General features: G+C 44.1%; 21 protein-coding genes. 11 read left to right on the top strand and 10 right to left on the bottom strand.

All coding sequences use genetic code 11. From position 1 onward, the window contains the following. Positions 1 to 38: 38 nt before the first annotated feature. Positions 39 to 1,187 carry an MFS transporter gene (locus H5300_RS03305; RefSeq protein WP_182795426.1) on the bottom strand — a complete coding sequence of 383 codons (1,149 nt, stop codon included), beginning with the start codon at positions 1,185 to 1,187 and terminating at the stop codon, positions 39 to 41. Positions 1,188 to 1,622: 435 nt separating this feature from the next. Between H5300_RS03305 and H5300_RS03310 the strand changes: the two genes are divergently transcribed. After that, a complete protein-coding gene (locus tag H5300_RS03310; protein ID WP_182795405.1) occupies positions 1,623 to 2,507 on the top strand; it encodes a VirK/YbjX family protein in 885 nt (294 codons plus the stop codon). 157 nt (positions 2,508 to 2,664) lie between these two features. Here the strand turns inward: H5300_RS03310 and H5300_RS03315 are convergent, their stop codons facing one another. The 3 genes from H5300_RS03315 to pnuC form a co-directional block, all read right to left on the bottom strand. Continuing rightward, on the bottom strand, positions 2,665 to 3,345 hold the full coding sequence (locus tag H5300_RS03315; RefSeq protein WP_102537077.1) for a Crp/Fnr family transcriptional regulator: 681 nt from the start codon (positions 3,343 to 3,345) through the stop codon (positions 2,665 to 2,667). A 125-nt stretch (positions 3,346 to 3,470) separates the two neighbouring features. Then, positions 3,471 to 4,199, bottom strand: a complete 729-nt coding sequence (locus H5300_RS03320; protein ID WP_182795406.1) for a nucleoside phosphorylase — start codon at positions 4,197 to 4,199, stop codon at positions 3,471 to 3,473. Positions 4,200 to 4,207: 8 nt separating this feature from the next. Next, positions 4,208 to 4,942: a nicotinamide riboside transporter PnuC gene (gene pnuC, locus H5300_RS03325; protein ID WP_182795407.1), complete on the bottom strand. Its 735-nt coding sequence runs from the start codon at positions 4,940 to 4,942 to the stop codon at positions 4,208 to 4,210. 367 nt (positions 4,943 to 5,309) lie between these two features. On the opposite strand from pnuC, the gene H5300_RS03330 reads away from it, so the two are divergent. Continuing rightward, the gene (locus H5300_RS03330; protein WP_004734817.1) at positions 5,310 to 5,513 is read left to right on the top strand and encodes a hypothetical protein; all 204 of its coding nucleotides are present in this window, start codon (positions 5,310 to 5,312) and stop codon (positions 5,511 to 5,513) included. A 43-nt stretch (positions 5,514 to 5,556) separates the two neighbouring features. Here the strand turns inward: H5300_RS03330 and H5300_RS03335 are convergent, their stop codons facing one another. Continuing rightward, positions 5,557 to 6,648, bottom strand: coding sequence for a transporter substrate-binding domain-containing protein (locus tag H5300_RS03335; RefSeq protein ID WP_017080621.1), 1,092 nt, complete (start codon positions 6,646 to 6,648; stop codon positions 5,557 to 5,559). A 217-nt stretch (positions 6,649 to 6,865) separates the two neighbouring features. After that, positions 6,866 to 7,339, bottom strand: coding sequence for a PaaI family thioesterase (locus tag H5300_RS03340; RefSeq protein WP_182795408.1), 474 nt, complete (start codon positions 7,337 to 7,339; stop codon positions 6,866 to 6,868). A 35-nt stretch (positions 7,340 to 7,374) separates the two neighbouring features. Here H5300_RS03340 and H5300_RS03345 point away from each other — a divergent pair, with 35 nt between their 5' ends. After that, positions 7,375 to 7,653, top strand: a complete 279-nt coding sequence (locus H5300_RS03345; RefSeq protein WP_004734814.1) for a DUF134 domain-containing protein — start codon at positions 7,375 to 7,377, stop codon at positions 7,651 to 7,653. A 67-nt stretch (positions 7,654 to 7,720) separates the two neighbouring features. Here H5300_RS03345 and nqrM read toward each other — a convergent pair whose 3' ends face one another. The 4 genes from nqrM to H5300_RS03365 form a co-directional block, all read right to left on the bottom strand. Beyond that, positions 7,721 to 7,918, bottom strand: coding sequence for a (Na+)-NQR maturation NqrM (nqrM, locus tag H5300_RS03350; protein WP_017094307.1), 198 nt, complete (start codon positions 7,916 to 7,918; stop codon positions 7,721 to 7,723). Continuing rightward, positions 7,915 to 8,406, bottom strand: coding sequence for a NifB/NifX family molybdenum-iron cluster-binding protein (locus H5300_RS03355; RefSeq protein WP_065605584.1), 492 nt, complete (start codon positions 8,404 to 8,406; stop codon positions 7,915 to 7,917). Before H5300_RS03355 ends, nqrM begins: the two co-directional genes overlap by 4 nt. A 281-nt stretch (positions 8,407 to 8,687) precedes the next feature. Continuing rightward, a complete protein-coding gene (locus H5300_RS03360; RefSeq protein ID WP_102568893.1) occupies positions 8,688 to 10,085 on the bottom strand; it encodes a cell wall metabolism sensor histidine kinase WalK in 1,398 nt (465 codons plus the stop codon). After that, positions 10,069 to 10,743, bottom strand: coding sequence for a response regulator transcription factor (locus tag H5300_RS03365; protein WP_182795409.1), 675 nt, complete (start codon positions 10,741 to 10,743; stop codon positions 10,069 to 10,071). The genes H5300_RS03360 and H5300_RS03365 overlap by 17 nt, the downstream gene beginning before the upstream one ends. A 243-nt stretch (positions 10,744 to 10,986) precedes the next feature. On the opposite strand from H5300_RS03365, the gene H5300_RS03370 reads away from it, so the two are divergent. The 8 genes from H5300_RS03370 (at position 10,987) to H5300_RS03405 (ending at position 19,884) form a co-directional block, all read left to right on the top strand. After that, a complete protein-coding gene (locus H5300_RS03370; protein WP_009846975.1) occupies positions 10,987 to 11,484 on the top strand; it encodes a heme-binding protein in 498 nt (165 codons plus the stop codon). Between the two features lie 242 nt (positions 11,485 to 11,726). Next, positions 11,727 to 12,449 carry a DUF1007 family protein gene (locus H5300_RS03375; RefSeq protein ID WP_182795410.1) on the top strand — a complete coding sequence of 241 codons (723 nt, stop codon included), beginning with the start codon at positions 11,727 to 11,729 and terminating at the stop codon, positions 12,447 to 12,449. A 77-nt stretch (positions 12,450 to 12,526) separates the two neighbouring features. After that, complete coding sequence (locus tag H5300_RS03380; protein WP_182795411.1) at positions 12,527 to 13,639, top strand: nickel/cobalt transporter; 1,113 nt, start codon at positions 12,527 to 12,529, stop codon at positions 13,637 to 13,639. A 285-nt stretch (positions 13,640 to 13,924) separates the two neighbouring features. Beyond that, positions 13,925 to 14,437: a YcxB family protein gene (locus H5300_RS03385; protein WP_102547839.1), complete on the top strand. Its 513-nt coding sequence runs from the start codon at positions 13,925 to 13,927 to the stop codon at positions 14,435 to 14,437. 79 nt (positions 14,438 to 14,516) lie between these two features. Continuing rightward, the gene (locus H5300_RS03390; protein ID WP_182795412.1) at positions 14,517 to 15,242 is read left to right on the top strand and encodes a metallophosphoesterase; all 726 of its coding nucleotides are present in this window, start codon (positions 14,517 to 14,519) and stop codon (positions 15,240 to 15,242) included. A gap of 185 nt (positions 15,243 to 15,427) precedes the next feature. Continuing rightward, the gene (locus H5300_RS03395) at positions 15,428 to 17,488 is read left to right on the top strand and encodes an FUSC family protein (protein ID WP_182795413.1); all 2,061 of its coding nucleotides are present in this window, start codon (positions 15,428 to 15,430) and stop codon (positions 17,486 to 17,488) included. 189 nt (positions 17,489 to 17,677) lie between these two features. Further along, positions 17,678 to 18,586, top strand: coding sequence for a LysR family transcriptional regulator (locus tag H5300_RS03400; RefSeq protein ID WP_182795414.1), 909 nt, complete (start codon positions 17,678 to 17,680; stop codon positions 18,584 to 18,586). Positions 18,587 to 18,714: 128 nt separating this feature from the next. Further along, positions 18,715 to 19,884 (top strand): MFS transporter, encoded by a 1,170-nt coding sequence (locus H5300_RS03405; RefSeq protein WP_182795415.1) that lies wholly within the window; start codon positions 18,715 to 18,717, stop codon positions 19,882 to 19,884. Positions 19,885 to 20,018 lie beyond the last annotated feature (134 nt).

The following is a 20,018-nucleotide window of genomic DNA, read 5'->3' on the forward strand; positions in this document are numbered from 1 at the left end:
CGCTTCACTAATACAAGTGCTTATACCGATTAACCCTTTCAAACGACCTCTTTCTGCAATTCAGTCACCCCATTAAGGCGTTGATGCAATTTGGTATCGATAGTCAACGAGATTAGAAAACTCAGCAATGCAATAATAGCCCCTGCAACAAACACCCATTGATAGCCAGACATCCACACCACTCCCAATAAGAATGGCAGAAATACTGCCGCTATATGATTGATAGTAAACGAAAGACTCGCCGTGGACGCCACTTCGTTTGACCGGACGGTTTTCTTAAAATAAGTAGTCAGCGCTATCGCAAAACTGAAAATGATGCTGTCGACAACGTATAACCCACCTGCCAGATAATGATTATCAACAAAAGCATACGATAAGAACACCAACATCAACGCTGCATACTCAATCAGTAGAGATCTCTTTTCTCCTACTCGGTCAATAAAACGACCCACCACAGGTAATGCAACAGTAGCGGACAAGCTAGATAACATAAATAGAGCGGCCATCATTGCGATCGTATAATGGAATTTGGTGACCATGAGTAAACCTGCAAACACGACAAAGATCTGTCTTCTTGCCCCGCTTAGAAAGGTCAACATGTAATATGTGGTGTATTCACGACGTACAATAAGCTTGGTGTGCTGTCGTTCACCGCAGCTAGCATTTTTGAATGTGAGTAGATAAAAAGCTAACCAGAAGCACGCCGTGCCACTAGCAAAAAATATAACCTTATCTGATACACCAAATACATAATTGGCGACAATAATACATATGAAAGTCACCATGGAGAAAAAGGATGCCGCGGCTCGAATCCTCCCCATGGATTCACTAAAGTTTTCCGTACCTAGAAGTTGTGTAGACAGTGATTTATTCACTGCTTCTAGATAATGAAAACCAACAGACATCAGGGTTGTGCTGAAATAGAAGCCATAGATTGAGGGTAAGTAACCCGTTATGGCAACGCCTAATCCCAGCGCGGCGACAGAGAGCACCGCAACTTGTTGTTCAGAAATAATAAGTAATAGAAACAGCACTGTAAATGAGAGTAAACCAGGGATCTCCCTTACACTCTGAAGCAGACCAACATCCGCTCCTGTCATTCCCACGGTATCGACAGCGAAATTGTTCATGACAACTCGCCACCCCGTATTCGCTATCGCGGAGGCAATAGCGATGATCACTAACATCGAAAATGAACTTCTCGATGTTAACAAGCGTACCCAACCAATCATTTATACCACCGATTCCATCGGCTTCGCCTCAAACGACCGTAACTGCGTGGTGATATGCTTCCTGCCATATTTAATTCCTCAAAAGTATCTTTACTCCGAAAAAACAGTCATATGAAACTCAGCTTCGGAATTAGGAAGAATACTACTCGCCAGTCAATTGTTACACGATCGTTTTGTAAATGTTACTTTTTGCATTTGTCAATCTGCGTTAAGCGTAAAGGCCGCCCAAAATTTGAACGTTAAGTAACTGACTTAATTACATTGTCATACATACCCATACATACCCAAATCGCATTTTTCACTATCATCATTTTCATTGTTAGTTATGAGAGTCAGGGAAATGTTCGCAACACTAATGTGTTGGTGCAGCGTTTCTTTTTTGAGGTGATTATGAATGTCGTTCGCATGGGAATAGAAGCCAATACCCATAAAAATAAGGGTAAGTACAAGGCGATAATTAAGTTTACTATTCGAGCCCTGTTTTACTATTCAGCCACTAGAAAAATGAGTGAAAATTTCAACTCTGAAGAGAGAAAGCTGTTATTTATCAAACAGCCTAACTTCTTATCTAAATTTGTAACTCCCTACTTATGTACTGGCTTTAGCAATAAAGAAAAGATAGAAATCTTATCCAAGCACTACGACTGGTTTGAAGAAACCTTCGCAACAGAAGCTAGACACCAAATCTATAATGAAAGACTCAATCTTTTAAAACTAGAGATAGATGACAACGTTTATCTGGTTAATCTCAGCTTTGAAAGAAACGCGAGAAAAGAGGGTGAACTGACAATTTCATTGACCAATTCTCTACTCGAAAAAATGTATAGCATCTCGTTCACTGTTTTCGACAACAGCATCTACATTGGTGGTATTCAGGGTGGAGCCAATGACAATGGATTTAGCCGTACATTCACAAAAGCTTTCTACGGTTTAAGACCTAAATCCTTCATGGTAGAAACACTACGACTGTTAGCCATTAGCTTAGGTATCGAAAATATCTATGCGGTAAAAGAATCTGGCCATGTGTCGAACTCATTACGCTACGGCAAGAAAAACAAAGACATCAGCCTTAAGTACGATAGTTTATGGGAAGAGCACGATGGACACGTACACGATGACTATTTTTATCGTCTACCGATCAACCCAAACAGGAAAGACCTTGAGGCTCTAAAACGCCAAAAACGTAAATTATATCGTGAGCGTTACGCTTGGTTAGACCAATATGAACAAGATCTAAAGAACGAAATGCGCCACCACATCCACGGTTCCATTTAACTAACAACTGCCTTTAAACCAGCACAAGTTGGCTAATACTTTCTGCTGACAAAAACACGAAGCCTCGTAATACGGGGCCTTAGAATCGAGAGGCAGCTCTGCACTTACCTTTCTGATTTCACTCAAATTTCCCTTTCAACTTGAGTCATTCTTTTTCTTACTCATACGAATCAATAAAGGCTCGGAGTGCTTGCTGGTCAACAATTTCCAACCCTTGGTCTCCTTTTCTAATGAAACCTTTGTCTAATAGGTCTTTAACCGCTCTTCGATACACTCTGCTCGATGTGCCAAAACGTTCCGCTTCTTGGTTCACTTTATCGAAACCGCCTAACACAGTATTTGTCTGGCTTTGAACCAATAAGTCGTAGGCAATGTTGTAGGTAATTGAGTGTAAAAGACGGTTAGTGTAAATACCCATAGAGTCTTGATAATCTTCCGCTAATGCAGAGGAAAAGAAGAACATCATCTCCGGATTTTCATGTAGTGCTTCGGCTAGTTTCTGAATGCAAATGACATCAACTTGCATGTGTTCGTCAGCCACTACGTTCCACTGACAAGGTGTCTGAGTGAAAAACTCCATCTCACCGAAGATATGGTAATCGCAATTCACCTCACCCAATTGAAAGCGTCGCCCATTAGCCGCAGAAATACTCATAGAGACTCTCCCTGCGGGCACTACATAAAGATACTGAAGCTGCTCACCTTGACGTAGGATTTCATCGTTTTGATTGAAGTAACGAGAGTTAACTTGGTGTTGGTAGATGAGATCTCTAAACTCAGAGCTTTTTTGTTCTAAGTAGTTTTTAAAGCGTCCGCTTGAGTATGGTGCAATCTTCATACTTACTCTCTCATTGCATTACTGCTGTTTATATTCAAACGATTGTAACCACTTAAACCACAGGAGAGAACCCAATAAAAAAGCGACGGTCTCCCATCGCTTTCGTCTTGCATTTATTCAGGCTCTTATTGAGTAATTAATGCTTCCAGTGCCGCTAATGATGCTAGCCGCTCTCCTTGCATCATTGCCTCTGCCTCATCGACATATTGCCCAACGCCCTCCTTTACATCTTGTTCGTACAAGACAACATTGTTCAAGATAGAAGCGACATTAAGCCCTCTCAAGCGTCCCACGGTAAACAGCGCGGATGTTTCCATGTCTGCCCCTAAAATGCCTTTGCCATTCCAGTACTGACAAAGCGCCTGCTCGTCATCGGTATAGAAACTGTCGTGTGAGCGTACCGTGCCCAAATAGTAAGGTGTTGTTTGCTGCTGCAAGAACTTGTCTAGCTCTTTAAGCAGAGAGAAGCTTGCATAGGCGGGATACGACGGCTTAACGTAAGCGGTAGAACCACCCTCATCGCGAACCGCGCCCTCTGCAATAATTAGCTCACCAAGCCCGATATGTGACTGCATCGCACCTGCAGACCCTACTCGGATGATATGAGTCACACCACAAAACTTAAGTTCTTCTACCGCAATTATCATTGAAGGTGCGCCAATACCAGTGCTGCAAACTGATATCGCTTTCCCTTGATGAGCTCCAGTGAAGATTCGATACTCTCGGTTCTCAGAAACCATCTCGACATCTTCAAGCAAGCTCGCGATTCGATTCGCTCTATCAGGCTCGCCACAAACAATGACTAACGGAGCAATTTGCGTTTCATCAACGCCGATATGAGGTTGCTTTGCCATCTTCACTCCTAAGAAGCCGTTGCTTGAGTTAACGATTTATCACTGTTTCGTTTAGCTGTGCGTGCCCACTCACGAGTACCGTTTGCCGCAATAAACATTAAGATTGCGTATTGAACAGACATTGCGTAAACACCCTGCGTCGCATAAATACCAACACTGATAATGTTAATCACAATCCACAGTATCCAGTTTTCAACATACTTACGTGTCATAAGAACTTGAGCAACAATAGATAGAATGGTCATCGTGGCATCCCAGAATGGGAACGCATCAGGTTCAAGTACTGGTTCCGTTAAATCAGCACCAAATAGATTCAAGCTATCAACCGCGATGTTTGCCAACGCAAAGAAGAATGGGTCGATATACATTGTGAGCAGTGCAATCGAAATCGCACACGCTGCAGCCGTTGCCACCAGCTTATTTTGACTCAACCAGCGAACTTCTATCGTTTCACCTTGCTCATTAGGGCGTGTCCATGCGTACCAGCCGTAAATGTTGGCGCAGAAGAAAAAGAGTTGAAGCAGTAACAGTCCGTATAACTGAATTTGGAAAAAGATAACCGCAAATAAGGTGACATTCAGTAATCCGAACAGGTAGTTAATGGTTTTTTCTTGGCTTGCAAACCAAATACACAACAGGCCAAATACAGTGCCAAAAGCTTCAATCCAGCTCATGGCATAGCCATCCCCTATTGGGATGTTGACTAAGGTATTATTGATATCAAGTAGGGCGAATAGGTCCATAAAAGTGTCCTTTATTATTTGTTTTTTAGTAGCACTTATCTTATTGCGCCTTCAGAAACAAATAGGAGGACATTTGTCCCCCCTAGATTGCATGCGATCATAAATCAGAATAATAATTCCGGAAAATCAAATTCACAGAAAGGTGTCATCGACCTCACAACAGTCTTGAACTCGAAACTCCAACAGCAGAACAAATCACTTCCAAAAACGAAACTTTAGCTTACTGGCTTTAAGCTGATATCGCGTTGACGGTTACGTTTGAGAAGCGCATGATTTTATCTCGAGCAGAATCGTTGTCTGGCGTGTTAACCGTGTAATCGCCCCATAACTCATTCTGTGCAACGTACTCAATTGAATGGCAGGTCACATGAATAAGATTGTTATGTTAGTAATGGGGCTGTTTTTTACCAGTCGATTGTTTGCCAGTATTGTGCCGCATGTTGGTCAACTTGAGCATGATGCGCCGATTCTCCTTCGCTCTGCATTGATTGTGGGCGTTGCGGCTTATGTCGTTTGGACAGCGTTTAAATATTTCAAAAAGAACAAAGCCTCTGGTTCAGAACAACTCTAGGGAGAGGCATTAGAAATGCCTGATAGTCAGCAGTTAAACTCGGTTACTTATCTGCAAAATAGTCGACCAAGATTTTACGCCACTTTCGCGACTCACGAATTTTCAGCAGAGCGCGGTTAATTTCTTCTTCATACGAGTTGTTTTCAGTGATGATAAAGCCATAATTCTGCTTTTCGAGTTGATACGGCAACACCTCTAGATCATCGAACTGCCCGCTTATTCTGCCATTACCGATCATATATTTAAGCACCACATCATCAGCGACAATCGCTTCCACTTCGCCTTCCTCTAAAGCCGCCAACAGTCTTGGCATATCGATATAACTCTTGTGTCGAATACCAAAACTGGTGAGCATCAAAGAAGAAGTCGTCGCGACTTTTGCCCCTACTTCAACATCCGCAAGATCATTCACGCCTTTAATATGGGAAGAGCCTTGGCTGAGCGTAAGCTTGCTGGCTAATACCGCAGTAATACTGGCGATGAAAAGCATACTCAGCACACCAATGAACACCGTAGCAATTCGTCCGGTTAAGCTCTTAAACTCAAAATAATTGAATGGGCCTCGAGTGATAAAAAGCAAACCCAGTATGAAACTTTCTAACCAACGGCCCGTTCGGCTTTTCATCGAATAGAGCTTTTCATTTTCACCGTGCTCCAATACATAGAAAAAGGCACCAATCACACCAGAGATAAAGACGATAACGCCAATGATCAGCCACAATGCAGGGTTTAAGAAAATGGCGTGTAAGGTATGAAGGTAACCTTGCTTCTTCACTGCGATAGCGAGGTGAGTTTCATAAAAGGAATGGGAAAAGTCAGCAAACAACTCACGCTCTGGGGTGATTGAAATACAAGAGACACCGATGTCGATTTGCTCTGTTTCAATCGCATTGAGTAATTCATCCAAACGGTGATTCTCTATCGTGTACTCAACGTCCATTTCTTTAGCGATCTGTTCCCAAAGCTCGACACTCAGGCCATTCCATTGACTTTCCATCGAACTGATCACAAAAGGAGGACACGGGTACACTCCGACTTTAAGTGGAGAAGAAGAGGCAAAAGTACTGAAGAATAGAAAAAGAGAAACGATTGAAGTGACACCGTATCGGAGTGTCGATTTGAAGTATTTGTGCATCAGCAGCCCTCCAGAAGAAGGCAGCAATGAATTGAATCGAGTACGAAGGCTCGACTAATGAACACACATCAGCGCGATCAGAAGTGAAGAAAGATTATGATAAATTCAATACTGCCCTAGCTTTATTCGTTATTACCTTAACTATAGAAAAACTATATTTATTGTGCAAAACAATGGGCGTAACAAACTAACGGCATAGGGAACATCAGATCGATAACTAGTGGGATGACATAAACTGGCTTTGTGCCGACGAACATAACTTTCCGCACTGCGTAATTTGGCTTTCAAGGAAGTAGATATTACGTCTGCTTTTGACCCATTGGGCACGAACTTCCAGTTCTTGACCAATAGAAATAGGATGATGAAAGCGAGACGCCAAACTCACCGTCATTGCAGTGATGTTATTTTGGAACAAACAATGCAGCATCGCACTGTCGTGTAACGCGGTGACAATACCACCCTGCATGATGCCATCGTAGCCCTCAGCTTTATCTGTTGGTACAATCTTGGCCCGGGTTTTATATTTAGCTAAAGCTTCACTCTTAATTGAAGCTTCATGATTGGCCAAGGCTTTATGATTGACTAAAGTCTCGCGCTCGCCAATAGCTTCAAATATTGTTGGATTGTCTGAAAAAAAACCTTGGCTGCACACTTGGCAACGCCGATGGTTGTGTGGAATGAAAACCTTCATACTTACCTTTTAACCTTAAATACCTAGAGATTGATATGGCTCGACCAAAAAAACATCGCCAGTTATGCACCCGAGCGGCTTACTCTTGTTTTAAGCCTAATGGTGTTCCTATGGACGAGCTTCATAAAGAAGAATTGCTATTAGAAGAGTTAGAAGCCTTACGCTTGGCTGATCAAGAAGGATTGAGCCAACTTGAAGCCGCTGAACAAATGCAGGTGTCTCGCCAAACGTTCGGCAACATCATCAAGCGTGCAAGAGCCAAAGTCGCCAAGTGCATCGTCAACGGTCACGCGTTGGTGATTCAAAGCGCTTAACTCGCGAACTAGCCCAACGTTAGTTAACCCAACGTTAGCTAGCTCAACGACAGTGAATTCTCGATACTTAGCTTGATGGCTCAGAGATCTGATACAGCTTTCGATTCTGCCCTTCACACACATCTTTGCAATTGCATTCACGCTCAATATCTAACTGCGCAAGCCCTCCACAGCTGCCTTTGATTGGCTTGCGAGAAAAAATCACACCTATCGCCATCAACGCGACGATTCCGACAAACCCCAATAGCGTCAACAAAAAGGTCATTTTCGGAACCCTCGAATACCCCCTAAGTGATTCGGCTGTGCCATAAGAATCGCGGCGTCTTTCTTACGCCCTTCCTCACCGCACCCTTTCTTACTACTCCCTTTATTACTGCACTCTCTCTGACTGTGCCCTTTTTTACTGTGACAAACGTTGCGAGGCTCGCGACCGTAATCGAGATCGGTCACTTCCCGTAGATTGTCAAAATCCAAAGTCCCGATTTCTGCCTTACCTGTTGATGCCAAGACTCTAATATCGTGGTTGAACAAGTGCGCTAGCATCTTCTTCCCTATGTGACGGACGACTACAGATTTCACATCGTAAGAACGGAGGACAGAGATCCATTGCTTCTTTTTATTGCAAGCTGTGTCGGAATCAACCAAAGGAACAATCTGCTTTATTTGTCGTTGCTCATCGACAATCGCGATCTGTGGGGAACGAGCAAAATGGTTGCCGACATGAAGGTCGCGACAAGGTACTGCGTATAACATAGTAACTTCCTGTTATTGATGATCAGAAGTTCAGCATACGCCCCATTATTAGCATATGCCAATAACTATCATGTGAAAAATAAGATTTACTGGATCGATAACTAAGATCAAAAGCTACAAGCTACAAGCAGCCAATAGGGTTGGCGCAGGTTACTCTACCTCCCGCACCTGTTCATGGAGAGCCTCCCTTCCCCAAAAACAAGAATGCCCCACTAGTGCGGGGCCTTCTTTGTACGTAAGAGTTGAAATTTCAAAGACAGAAGTGACGATATAAATCGTTGTTACAACGAAAGAGTAAAAGTACTCCCCACACCCAGTTCAGATTCAACCACTAGCGTTCCTTCGAGATTCTCGACCATGGCAAGCGCTAAAGATAACCCAAGACCATATCCCTCGATATTGCTGCGGCTGCTGTCGACTCGGTAAAGTCGTTCAAAAATCAAGTCCTGATATTTCTGTTCAATGCCAACACCAGTATCTTGGATGGTTATCGCGATCTTACCCTCTGAACTTTGCTCGGCTTTGACCGTCACTCTTCCTTCGGGCTCGGTGTACTTAATCGCGTTATCAACAAGGTTAACCAACACCTGAGTCAACTTGTCAGGGTCGGACTGAATCACAAGACCATCAGCGCTCTCAACCTCAAGCTCGACTTGTTTATCTTCTGCGACATCTTCATACCAGCTCACCACATTGGCAATCACATCAGAGACCTGAGTCGGCACTTTCTGTGGTATGCGCTTTCCGGTCAGCTCGTCGTTCAGCTTCATCAAGGCGGTTAACATATTACTGGCCTGCATGGCGTGTTCAGAACAATCTGCCAATGCGTCTTTCATCGCTTGTTGGTCGGCGTTATTGAGCAAGGCCGTTTGGGAAGCCAACGTAATACGCGACAAAGGAGTTCGAATATCATGAGCGATCGCATCGACGGTCGTATTCAAGGTTGTCGTCACGTGCTGTAACTTGGCAACCGCAGTATGGACACTAGAGCTGATCACGTTGAGCCCTTGCGGTAAATCAGATTCGGCTTCATTTTTAGTGCTAGGAAATTCTAACTGCCCTTTTTTCAGCTTATCGAGCAGGTCGCCAAAGGTCACTAACGGAGACATCGCACTCTGGATGATGTTACGAGTGAATACTGCGGTCACGGCCACGAGAGCAAGCAACGCATATAAGGTCATTAGCCATTGATTGTAGGCGATAAAGTCTCTTGCTCGGTTATCCAAAACCAACCAGAAATCATATTGCTCCCCTTCAATAGGCAACGACATATAGGGACTCAAGATGAAGCTCTCCAGCCATGAACGATTGTCATCAATTTGGTAGCTAGAAAAAGGCTGTTCTGTCGATAAATGTTGAACACCAGCGATAAACACGCCATCAGATGAAGCGCCCTTCTCAAGCTTATACGCCGCAATGTTGTTTTCGAGTAGCCGATGAGGATTCGCCTCTAAAACATGAATCAGTCGCTCACTCGAATCGTAAGTCAAAATACGCTGATACTCGGTCGACATAGACGTAAGGATCTTCTTTTCCGTTTGGTAAAGGTCGAAAAAGAAGATAGCCCCAACAATCAGTTCCACCAGCAGCAAGCAGAGCAGTAAGGTCGACATAAAGCGAACCAACAAATGTCTCTGCGTTTTAGCAAGTGCCTGTTCAATACTACGACTTGAGGACATAGCCAACACCTCGAAGTGTGTGAATTAATGGCTTAGAAAAACCCTTATCAACTTTGCTGCGAAGTCTACAAACCAAAACATCGACCACGTTGGTTTGCGGATCAAACTGATGCCCCCAAACATGCTCAAGAATCGCGGTTTTAGACATCACAGCCTCTCGGTTTTCGAGCAGTAATTTCATCAACATAAACTCGCGCTGATTAATGGTGATCGTTTGTTGATCTCTTTGCAGCATGTGTTTAAGTAGGTCTAGGCTAAGCGGACCATAATGCAGTTCTAATGGCTGAGTTGTCGGTTGCTTGCCTCGACGCACCAAGGTTTGGCAACGAGCCAATAACTCAGGAAATGCAAAAGGTTTTACCAAATAATCATCAGCACCTGACTGTAGCCCTTGCACTCGTTCTTCCACTGAGTGTTTGGCACTTAATATGATGACAGGCGTCGCGTAGCCTTGCCCTCGCAGCTCGGCAAGCACTTCAAACCCATCTTTCTTTGGCAACATAATATCGAGAATGATCACGTCATACTCTTCGGTTACGGCCTCGTGTAATCCATCAACACCATCTGTTGCGTGCTTCACCGTTATCCCTTCTTGCTGAAAACCATTCACCAAAAATCTCGCTATATGAATGTCATCTTCAATCAATAGTATTTTCATTAACGTCCATTTATTTATTTGCCGCGGTCTGAATACACTCTATCAATATCCTTTCTCGAATATAACCAACATTGCAACTTTGTAATGTTCAAGAAAGCCAGTCGTAATCATGCATTCGTTAGTATGAATCTGTTGATTAAAACACCCTTTCTAAACAAACAAAAAATAGAATTCGGAATTTGAAAAACGAATATTTTTTGAAAACAGATTCTTTTTGAAAACAGATGCTTTAACGGAGTAAACATGAAAACGACAAAACTAACAGTACTAGCAGCAACCCTTGGTTTCCTTAGCCTTTCTCACAATGCAATGGCAGCAGAAACACAAACTGTCTCTTTCACTCAAATCTCATCAGAAGCGGCCTTCAAGCTTGCCCATGAAGCCGTTAATCAATGCGAGGCCGATGGTTACAAGGTTTCTGCTACTGTTGTCGACTTGTCGGGCAATGTGATTGCTCAGCTACGCTCTGACGGCGCAGGCATCCACACTCTTGATAGCTCACGCAAAAAAGCGTTCACAGTGGCAAGCATGAAGCAGCCGTCAGGTAACCTGATGAAACTCATCGCCGACAAACCTATCATGCAACCCTTGCAGAATATGGACGACAACTTGTTGTTCCTAGCGGGTGGTGTTCCGGTACAACTGAACAATGCCATGATTGGCGCGATTGGTGTGGGTGGCGCTCCGGGTGGCCACTTAGATGTCGCTTGTGCTGAAAAAGCGATTAAGAAGTTCTTCTAAGCAAGTCCATTCACTCGCCTAATTTGGTTATACCTTTGCCCACCCCAACAATAAATGCCTCGCACTTGCGGGGCATTGCTGCAAATTAAAGCAGTTGCAAATAAAAGCAGTTGCGAATAAAAGCAACTCCGAATTGAAACCGATAGTAGAAACGTAAACAGGCAAAACATGACACAAATTTGATGTGAACAACCCACTCATTTGTTACATTATAACATTACACTTAATAACCATCATTTCTCATGAAACAGCTATTTATTCTAATCGGTGTCATCAATCGCCTCTCCTCACGCTTTGTAAGCCGTTTCGCGACATACTTTCGCTCTATCAAGGGCTTGACTGTTGGCCTAGCACTCTTGTTTTTTGCGCCAAATCTATATGCCCACCCTCACTCTTGGATAGAGATGAAAACTCATATTGAGGGGGAGAATGGCATGATCACTGGTCTCTCTATGGAGTGGTCTTTTGATGCTATGACATCCATGTACATGTTGGATGGCGAAAATGTCTCTGCCGATACAGAAGCTGAAACATTCAAAAAGCTCGCTGCGTCTGTTATTGAAAACATGAAGTATGAGCACTACTTCACGTACTTTTATGATGGTGAAGAGCCCATCAAATATCAGGTTGCTGAACACGCTAAGTTTGAACGTGATAAAGCCAAGATGGTTCTAACATTTGACCTACCACTTTCCAAACCTAAACCAGTGACACGAGGCTCGCTTCGCGTATTGATTTTTGACCCTAGTTACTTCGTCGACATGTCGTGGCTATCGAATAGCGACGTGACCTTGTCACCTGAACTAGCGAGACAATGTCAGTTGGAATTAATCGAGCCCAACCCGACGCCAGAACAGATGAGTTATGCGATGTCTTTACCAGCCGACGCTGATCCAGATAACACGTTAGGCCAACTGTTTACTCAATCGGTCAAGCTTCATTGTGCGGCTGTTCCTACACCCTAATAAAGCAACTCTTTACCGCCATTACGTAAGCTTCTCAATTCATTTAGAGAAAAATATCTGATATAGGTTCTTGTGAAATGCAGAAAAATCAACTTAAAACAAACTATTACCTCATTGGTATCTGCGCTTTATTGCTTGTTGCTGTAGGTGCATATCAACTGTGGTCCATGTGGCCATCGTTAGTTATCTCTAGTATCCAATGGCAAAGAGAAGTCAATTCAGAGCTAGCCGACCTACTCTATGAAGCCAAATCTAATCCTTGGGGCGCAGGCAGTTACCTTATCGGATTCAGCTTTATCTACGGCATGCTCCACTCTCTGGGGCCTGGGCACGGCAAGGTTATTGTATCTACCTACTTAGCCACTCACCCAACCAAAGCAAAAGCGAGTTTGGTACTTACGGTCGTCTCCGCTTTTTTACAAGCACTGGTCGCAATCTTACTAGTAAGCGTGTTGCTGTGGGGCTTTAGTGCTTCCATGCGAGTCGTGAATGACAAAGCGAATATGTTTGTTTCATTAAGCTTTGCATTAGTGGCCGTGGTAGGTACGTTGATTTGCTGGAAAGCTCTGAAAAACATCTACTCAACTATGCGTAAACCGCAACCAACTCTGAGAGTGAAAGCCATCACTCCATTAGCAACAGGCGCAATTTCGTCAGTGTCAGTTCGTTCATCAGCGCCAGTTCGTACGCCAGTGGCGCTTCGTTCATCTGGTTCAATGATTATGGGCGCTACCAATGCATTACAAGCCGCTGACCACACTCATGCAGATCATTCTCATGCCGACTGTGGATGTGGCCACCAACACGTCGCTGATCCAGAAGCCATCAATAAAGCTTCAACATTTCGAGAGTACGCGGGAATAATAGTGACGATTGGTATCAGGCCATGCACCGGAGCAATCATGGTTCTGCTTTTCGCAAACATGGTTGGCCTATATTGGATGGGCGTTCTGAGTGCCTTTACAATGGCAGTAGGCACAGCATTAACAACCTCATTGATTGCAATGATGACGCTAACAGGCAAGCATCTAGTGAAGCGCTATTTGGCAGCAGGTAACAAGAACAGTAGTGAATCATTGAAAGCCGCAGGTCATTACTTGCAACTCTTTGGCGGCATTTTACTTGTGTTGATTGGCTTGTTGTTAATGAACAGCCAAGACAGTGGCATGTCGCCTGTTTTCACCATGTAGAGCGCAAGAACGTAGCAATATATCTGAGGTTCTTTCCACCCGCTCCGCACATATCAAGGCCTCGCAAACGTGAGGCCTTAGTTTTAGTCATTATTTAATATCAATTCAGGTAAACAAGTAAGCTATGCCAAGAGTAAACCCCGTCAGTATTATTGATTTACAAAAGAGCATCAAAACCGCTAAAGAAAAGTACCGACAAGCGATACAATGCTGGAGTTACTAGATTGCAGCGTAGTAGCCCCTTTATAGAAAGCTCATTCACAGAAAACATTAAAGTAGCCAGACATGTCTAAAGATCCCGGTTTCACCACAGAATACATCCTCGATAAGACGTTTTTCACAGAGTGTTATGATCAAACTAGCCTTCCGACTCAATTTCCAAAAGCCTATTTAAAAGGAATACTGTTTCTTATTTTTGGTGTGGTTTTATTAGAGTTTGAGCTACTACCTAACGGTTACGTTGGCTGGTTCTTTATTGTATTAAGTGTGATTGAAGCGTTCAGCGTTTACTGCAAGAGAACCTGGTGGATATGGCGACAAAAAATCAGCTCAGGTGCTGGCAGCAAAGTAGTCTTTCAAGGGGATGTTAACGGCGTAAGTTATAAAAACGCTAAAAACACCAATACTATCGCTTGGACTGACATCTCCCAGCTGCAACAAACCGATTTAGGTTTTATCCTTCATATTGGAAAACAGCGCCAATACGTCAGTAAGTCTTGTTTAAGCGATGAGGCCATTGCGTTCATGGTTGAGCAACACGAAGCGTCCAAAGCACCCAAAGCACCCAAAGCAAATTAGCATTAATAAATGCCTGCCAATTTGGCAGGCATTTTTCTATCATCTTTAACAATGCATATGGCACAACCGGACAACAACAATGAACACCGTTTACCAAATCAGTGATTGTCACCTTTCCGATAAATCCAGCTATGAGAACCTGCGTAGAGCCCTGGAATACGTCAGCAAAGACACAGCATGCAAGACCATTTTTCTGACTGGTGACATCTGTTGTAACCCAAAATCGGGAGACTACATTCAGTTAGAGTCGTTCATTAGACAACACGTTGGTGATAAGTCCATTTACGCGATTGCGGGCAATCATGATGACTCTCGCTTAATGCGTACAGAGTTTAAAGGATCGTCGATTTTCGTCACCGATAAAGCAATGATCAATGAACGAGAGTTTGTGTTCCTAGACTCAAGCTTCAAGCCGCTGGATAAACGTCATCCACTCGGTTCTGGGCGCATTGATAACCGCGGCATGGTTCAGCTAAAACGACAATTAAGAAAGGCCAATGATCCTATCGTGGTTGTTCACCACCCTGTCATTCCAGTCGGTGCTGATTGGATGAAAGCTATCTGTCTAGAGAACGATGCTGATGTGATGAGCGTACTTCGAAAATATCGCGTTCGTGATGTGATCTGCGGTCATGGCCACGATGGAATAACGGCGACACAACAAGGCGTAACCCAATACATGGCGCCTTCGACAGCCTATGGCTTTGACCACTCGATCAATGAATACAATCGCAGCGAGAAGATAGGATTAAGTCGAATTTCGTTCTCTGCTGATTCCATCGACTACCAAGCTGTCTATTTTTGAACCCTCTATCTTGAATATTGCTGTCTTAAACCTTGTGGATTCGCTTTCGAATAAACCAAGCTATATAGCGTTCTATGCCAATAGAAGAGGCTTGCAGCGATTCAATTTATCAATCTGTGATTGAAGACAGCACGCGAAGAAGTTTGGCGTTACACTCATTAAGGTCAAACAAATAACGAGGGTCTATGACGTTTTCTCCTGCCATTTTGCGTAAAGTCTGGTACTCCCCTTCTATTAACCTTGGGCTTCGCGCCACCAGTGCCATTGTGCTGTTTCTCGGTTTAGGGGTTTTGTCGAATCAAACCACTATCGCCATGACCGCTCTCATGACTATGCCAGCCGCCCTGATTAGTGGCCTCGATACAGCAGGGCCAAGGCGGTGGACACGTTTTGCGATCACCGCAACCGCTTGGGGCATGACTCTGGCCATCAGTTACGCTCTGCTGAAAAGCGGACTGCCTTTATGGGTAACTTATGGTGCTATGGGTGCTTTGCTTGCCAGTGCTGCGGTCAATGGTCCTTTTTGGGCACGGCTCGGTATGTCGAGCCTATTGATAGCAGTCGTCACTCTCTCACTTCACAATTCCAACACAGCGCTAAGCTTGTACCCTATGTTGGTACTCGGGCCTCTTACTTTTGCACTGTTTAGCTGGCTTTGGTTTGCGTTGTGGAAGCACTATGCATTGCGTGTGTGTCTGTCCGCGATTTACGAAACGTTGGCAGACTACATCCAATATCGCCAAGCATTCCTGCTAGGTAGCGAAAGTGATGCACCGAAAAGACGCATCAAATACCAACTCATCGAGTTGTTCCAACAGGCTCTTCAATCTGAATCTTTTCGATCTAAACAAGAAGATGCTAACTCGCTTCGACAAGCCTTGTTCCTCGCTCTTGATACGTTTGAAGTGATACTCAGCAGCCACACAACGAATCCCGATCTATTGAACCAATTTCAGTCCAGCAAACACAAACGAGGCTTGCTATTGGTTTGGAGCCAACATTGTCAGCAAAGACTAAGACACAAAGCCAAACAGCTTCTACACAACACAAACGAAGAGGTGAAGCACTTAAGCTCATTAGAGCAAGAAGCTACTGACTTGATTGAAGCGGTCAAGCTCGAAGACCAACCCCGCTTTCGTTATTGGGCATACGCAGTGAAGCACATTTCCCGTCGTATTGAGCTTAATGAACCCGCTTATGAACGTTCTTTTGAAGTGCAGCCGTTCGAGTTGTCTTTTCGCCTACCAAGCCGAGGCAATCCGATTTGGCGTCATGTTACCCGTGTCGGTTTGATGTTCGCACTTGGTGCTGGAATTGCGGAATACTTTGAATTGATTCGCCCTGATTGGGTTCTGATTTCGATGTTAATGGTGATTCAGCCAAGCTTCTTGGCGACACGAAGTAAAACGTGGCAACGCTGTTTAGGTACGGCGCTTGGTGTGCTGTTCGCGACCTCTTTAATTCACATTGGCGTACCAACGACCGCGATGTATACGCTTATCGTTATCCTCTTGCCTGTCGCAATGCTTAATATCATGCGCCATTACTCGCTAGCCATTGGTTGCATTACAGCGCTATTGATTTTGGTGTATCAGACCATGGCGCATCAAGGGCTCGATTTTGCAGCACCACGTTTGATCGACAACATAGTCGGGGGCGCGATTGTCCTGCTCGGATACAGCTTGTTATGGCCGCAATGGCGAGGCAAAGAGATCCACACTCAAGCGTTAAAGGCGCTTAATAGTTCAAAAAGCTTGTTTGTGTATTGCTACGAACAGCTGCAAATTGGCACCGAACAACATGACCATATTGCGCTAACCAAGCAACGTGCCGCTATGCTAACCGCCGAAAGCGACCTTGAGCTGATTTACAACGAGATGCAGCAAGAGCCAAAACACACTCGCGCCGATCCTCACTATTATGAAGATATGCTGAGTCACTATCGATTATTAAGCCATTATCTCTGCTTGCTGATTCCGCTGGTCAGGAAAGGCACACAATACCAAGGTTCACAACAAGTCGAACGCTTAATTCATGATGCGATGGATGCGTTAATCAATACCATTCGTGATAACCGCGTCCATGAGCTACCCGCGCTCACCAATCAAACTGACGCCGACCACCCAATGTCTGCAGCTGGGCAACGTTCAGTAGAAGAAATCATCTGGTTAGCACTGATGACAGTAAAACAAATGCACGATTTAGTTCGGCACAATCTCGAACACGAAAAGTTTGACAACGAATAAGCTAGAAACAGAAAGCTTGAACGCGTGAAAGCTGAATACGTAGGATTATCGCCCCACTCTCACAAGTGACCAAAGTCTTGCAAGTGTTGTTACCCTAAGGTTTGCTAGTAAGGTCTTTGTGATTGATAATAAAAGCAATATAGGCGCAGGTTAGCGCTTTTTTATCACCTAGGTTTATATTGAGGCTATATGGAAATCAAAGTACTAAAAAGCTTTGTGGCTGTCGCGACACATCGCAGTTTTTCAAAAGCTGCAAAAGAGTTGAATACCGTTCAACCTGCCATTAGCCGCCATATCACAAGCCTTGAACACGAACTTGGAGTGAGCCTATTTTTCCGTACATCTCGCGAAGTCGTCATTAGCGCCGCAGGGCAGCACTTACTTAAAGATGCGATTAGACTCATCGAACAAACGGAACAAGCAAAACAGTCCGCGATTCGAGCTTCTTCTGGTTGTATTGGTACTTTAACGATTGGTTATCTTGGAGGCGCAACTCTGAGCTTTTTGCCTCGTTTAGTTCGACAGTATATTGCTGAAAACCCCAATATTGATGTTGATCTTGTTGAGATGACGGCTTCTGAACAGATCGAAGCTCTGGACAAAAGAGAGATCGATATTAGCTTCTCTCGCCCACTGCCGAACCTGCTTGTGGATGATTACACCTCGGTGACGATTTACACAGATAAGCTTGTTGCTGTTTTACCCGTCACCCACGAACTGGCTCAACACTCCACCATTCAAATAAAACAACTGCAGCAAGATCCTTTCATCTTATTTGAACGTGAACAAGCGGTAGGATTATTTGACTCGATCATTACTCAATGTGACCTATCTGGCTTCTCTCCAAATATAAAAAAACAACCCAACAACATGCAAACCGTGTTGACCCAAGTATCTTCTGGCTTAGGTGTCTCTATCGCTCCGCATGCAATTCGCGACCTACGCAGTGAGGGCTGTGTATTTGTTAACCTTGAATCTGTGGATGTAGAAATGCCATTAGTGATGACACACCATTCGCATACTCTATCCCCCACGGCCAGTATATTTGTTGCTGTCGTACAGAGTGAAATTAAGGCGATTCAACAAAACATGGCTTAGAAATTCATCTATACCAGATTCGTATAGAATTTAAATCAAATGGTTATTTTTGTTATTCAATCGTTAACCTTAGACTTAGCTCATCGAAATCATTCATTAAAACGATGAACCAAAGTTAAGGTGTCACCATGTCAAAAGCGACTAAAGAAGTGTTGAGCACAGGACGTTTGTTACTGATGTCGAGCGCTGTCTCGGCAACTGCTGCGAACCTCTATTATAACCAACCCATCTTACCTAAGATCGGCGCAGAGCTCGGGTTAACAAGCGAACAGCTAGGCACAGTGCCAGCTGCCGGTCAGATTGGTTATGCCGTGGCACTGCTGTTCTTATCGCCCTTAGGAGACACGTTACCCCGCAGACGCCTAATAGCGATCTTATCTGTCATGTTGGTGTTGTCATCTTTTGTCGCGTTTACTGCATCTAGCTTAGTGGCTTTGGTTGTTGCGTGTTTTGCGATTGGTTTGAGTGCCAACATCACTCAGCAGCTGATTCCATTTGCAGCGTCACTAAGTACTCCAGAAACGAAAGGAAAAGTCATTGGCACGTTAATGACTGGCCTAACTGTGGGCATCTTGCTTTCGCGTACACTCAGTGGATTCATCGGTGAGCAATTTGGATGGCGCGCGGTATTTATGATGTCAGCAAGTATTGCGATGGTCTTTGGTGTGTTGCTGTATGCTTTTTTACCGACGAACACACCGACAACTAAAATACCTTACCTTAAACTGGTTGCGAGCATGGCCACGTTAATTAAGCAGCATGCGACACTGCGTACTTCCGCTTTAACTGGTGCGCTTTGGTTTGCTTCGTTCAATGCGCTGTGGGCGACGTTAGCTCTGCATGTCAGTGAATCTCCGTTTAACTACAATGCACAACAGGCAGGGATGTTTGGTGTTATTGCACTTGCCGGGGTAATTGGAGCCAAAGTTTCAGGGTCACTGGTGAGCAAGTTTGGCTCTCGAAATATGATCAGCATGGCGTTAGTTATTATTACTGCTGGTTTTGTTATATCGGGGCTTTTCGCTGACACATTGGCTGGATTGATCGTCGGTATCATTCTCATCGACCTTGGCGTATTCAGCGCTCAAGTATCGAACCAAGTACGCGTATTCTCAATTGACCCACAAGCTCAAAGTCGTATCAACGGAATCTATATGCTTGGCTACTATCTCGGTGGTGCGTTTGGTTCATTTATGGGAATTCAGGCATTTGAACGTGCGGGTTGGATGGGTGTTGTGGGCTTTAGTATTGCAGTTGTGATATTGAGTTTTATCGTTAACCGTTCAAATAAGCAATAAGTCACCTCGTCTTAATTCTTGAACTTACCAATATGCACAACGGATATTCACTCTGTAATTGATAGCAAATTACCTCCCAGTGATTTGCTATCGTTCTAGATCTAATAAGGCAGTAGTAACTCTACTCTCTCAAG

Origin of the sequence: Vibrio sp. SG41-7, assembly GCF_014164465.1 — a bacterium.
In the GTDB taxonomy this organism is placed as follows: Bacteria; Pseudomonadota; Gammaproteobacteria; order Enterobacterales; family Vibrionaceae; genus Vibrio; species Vibrio splendidus.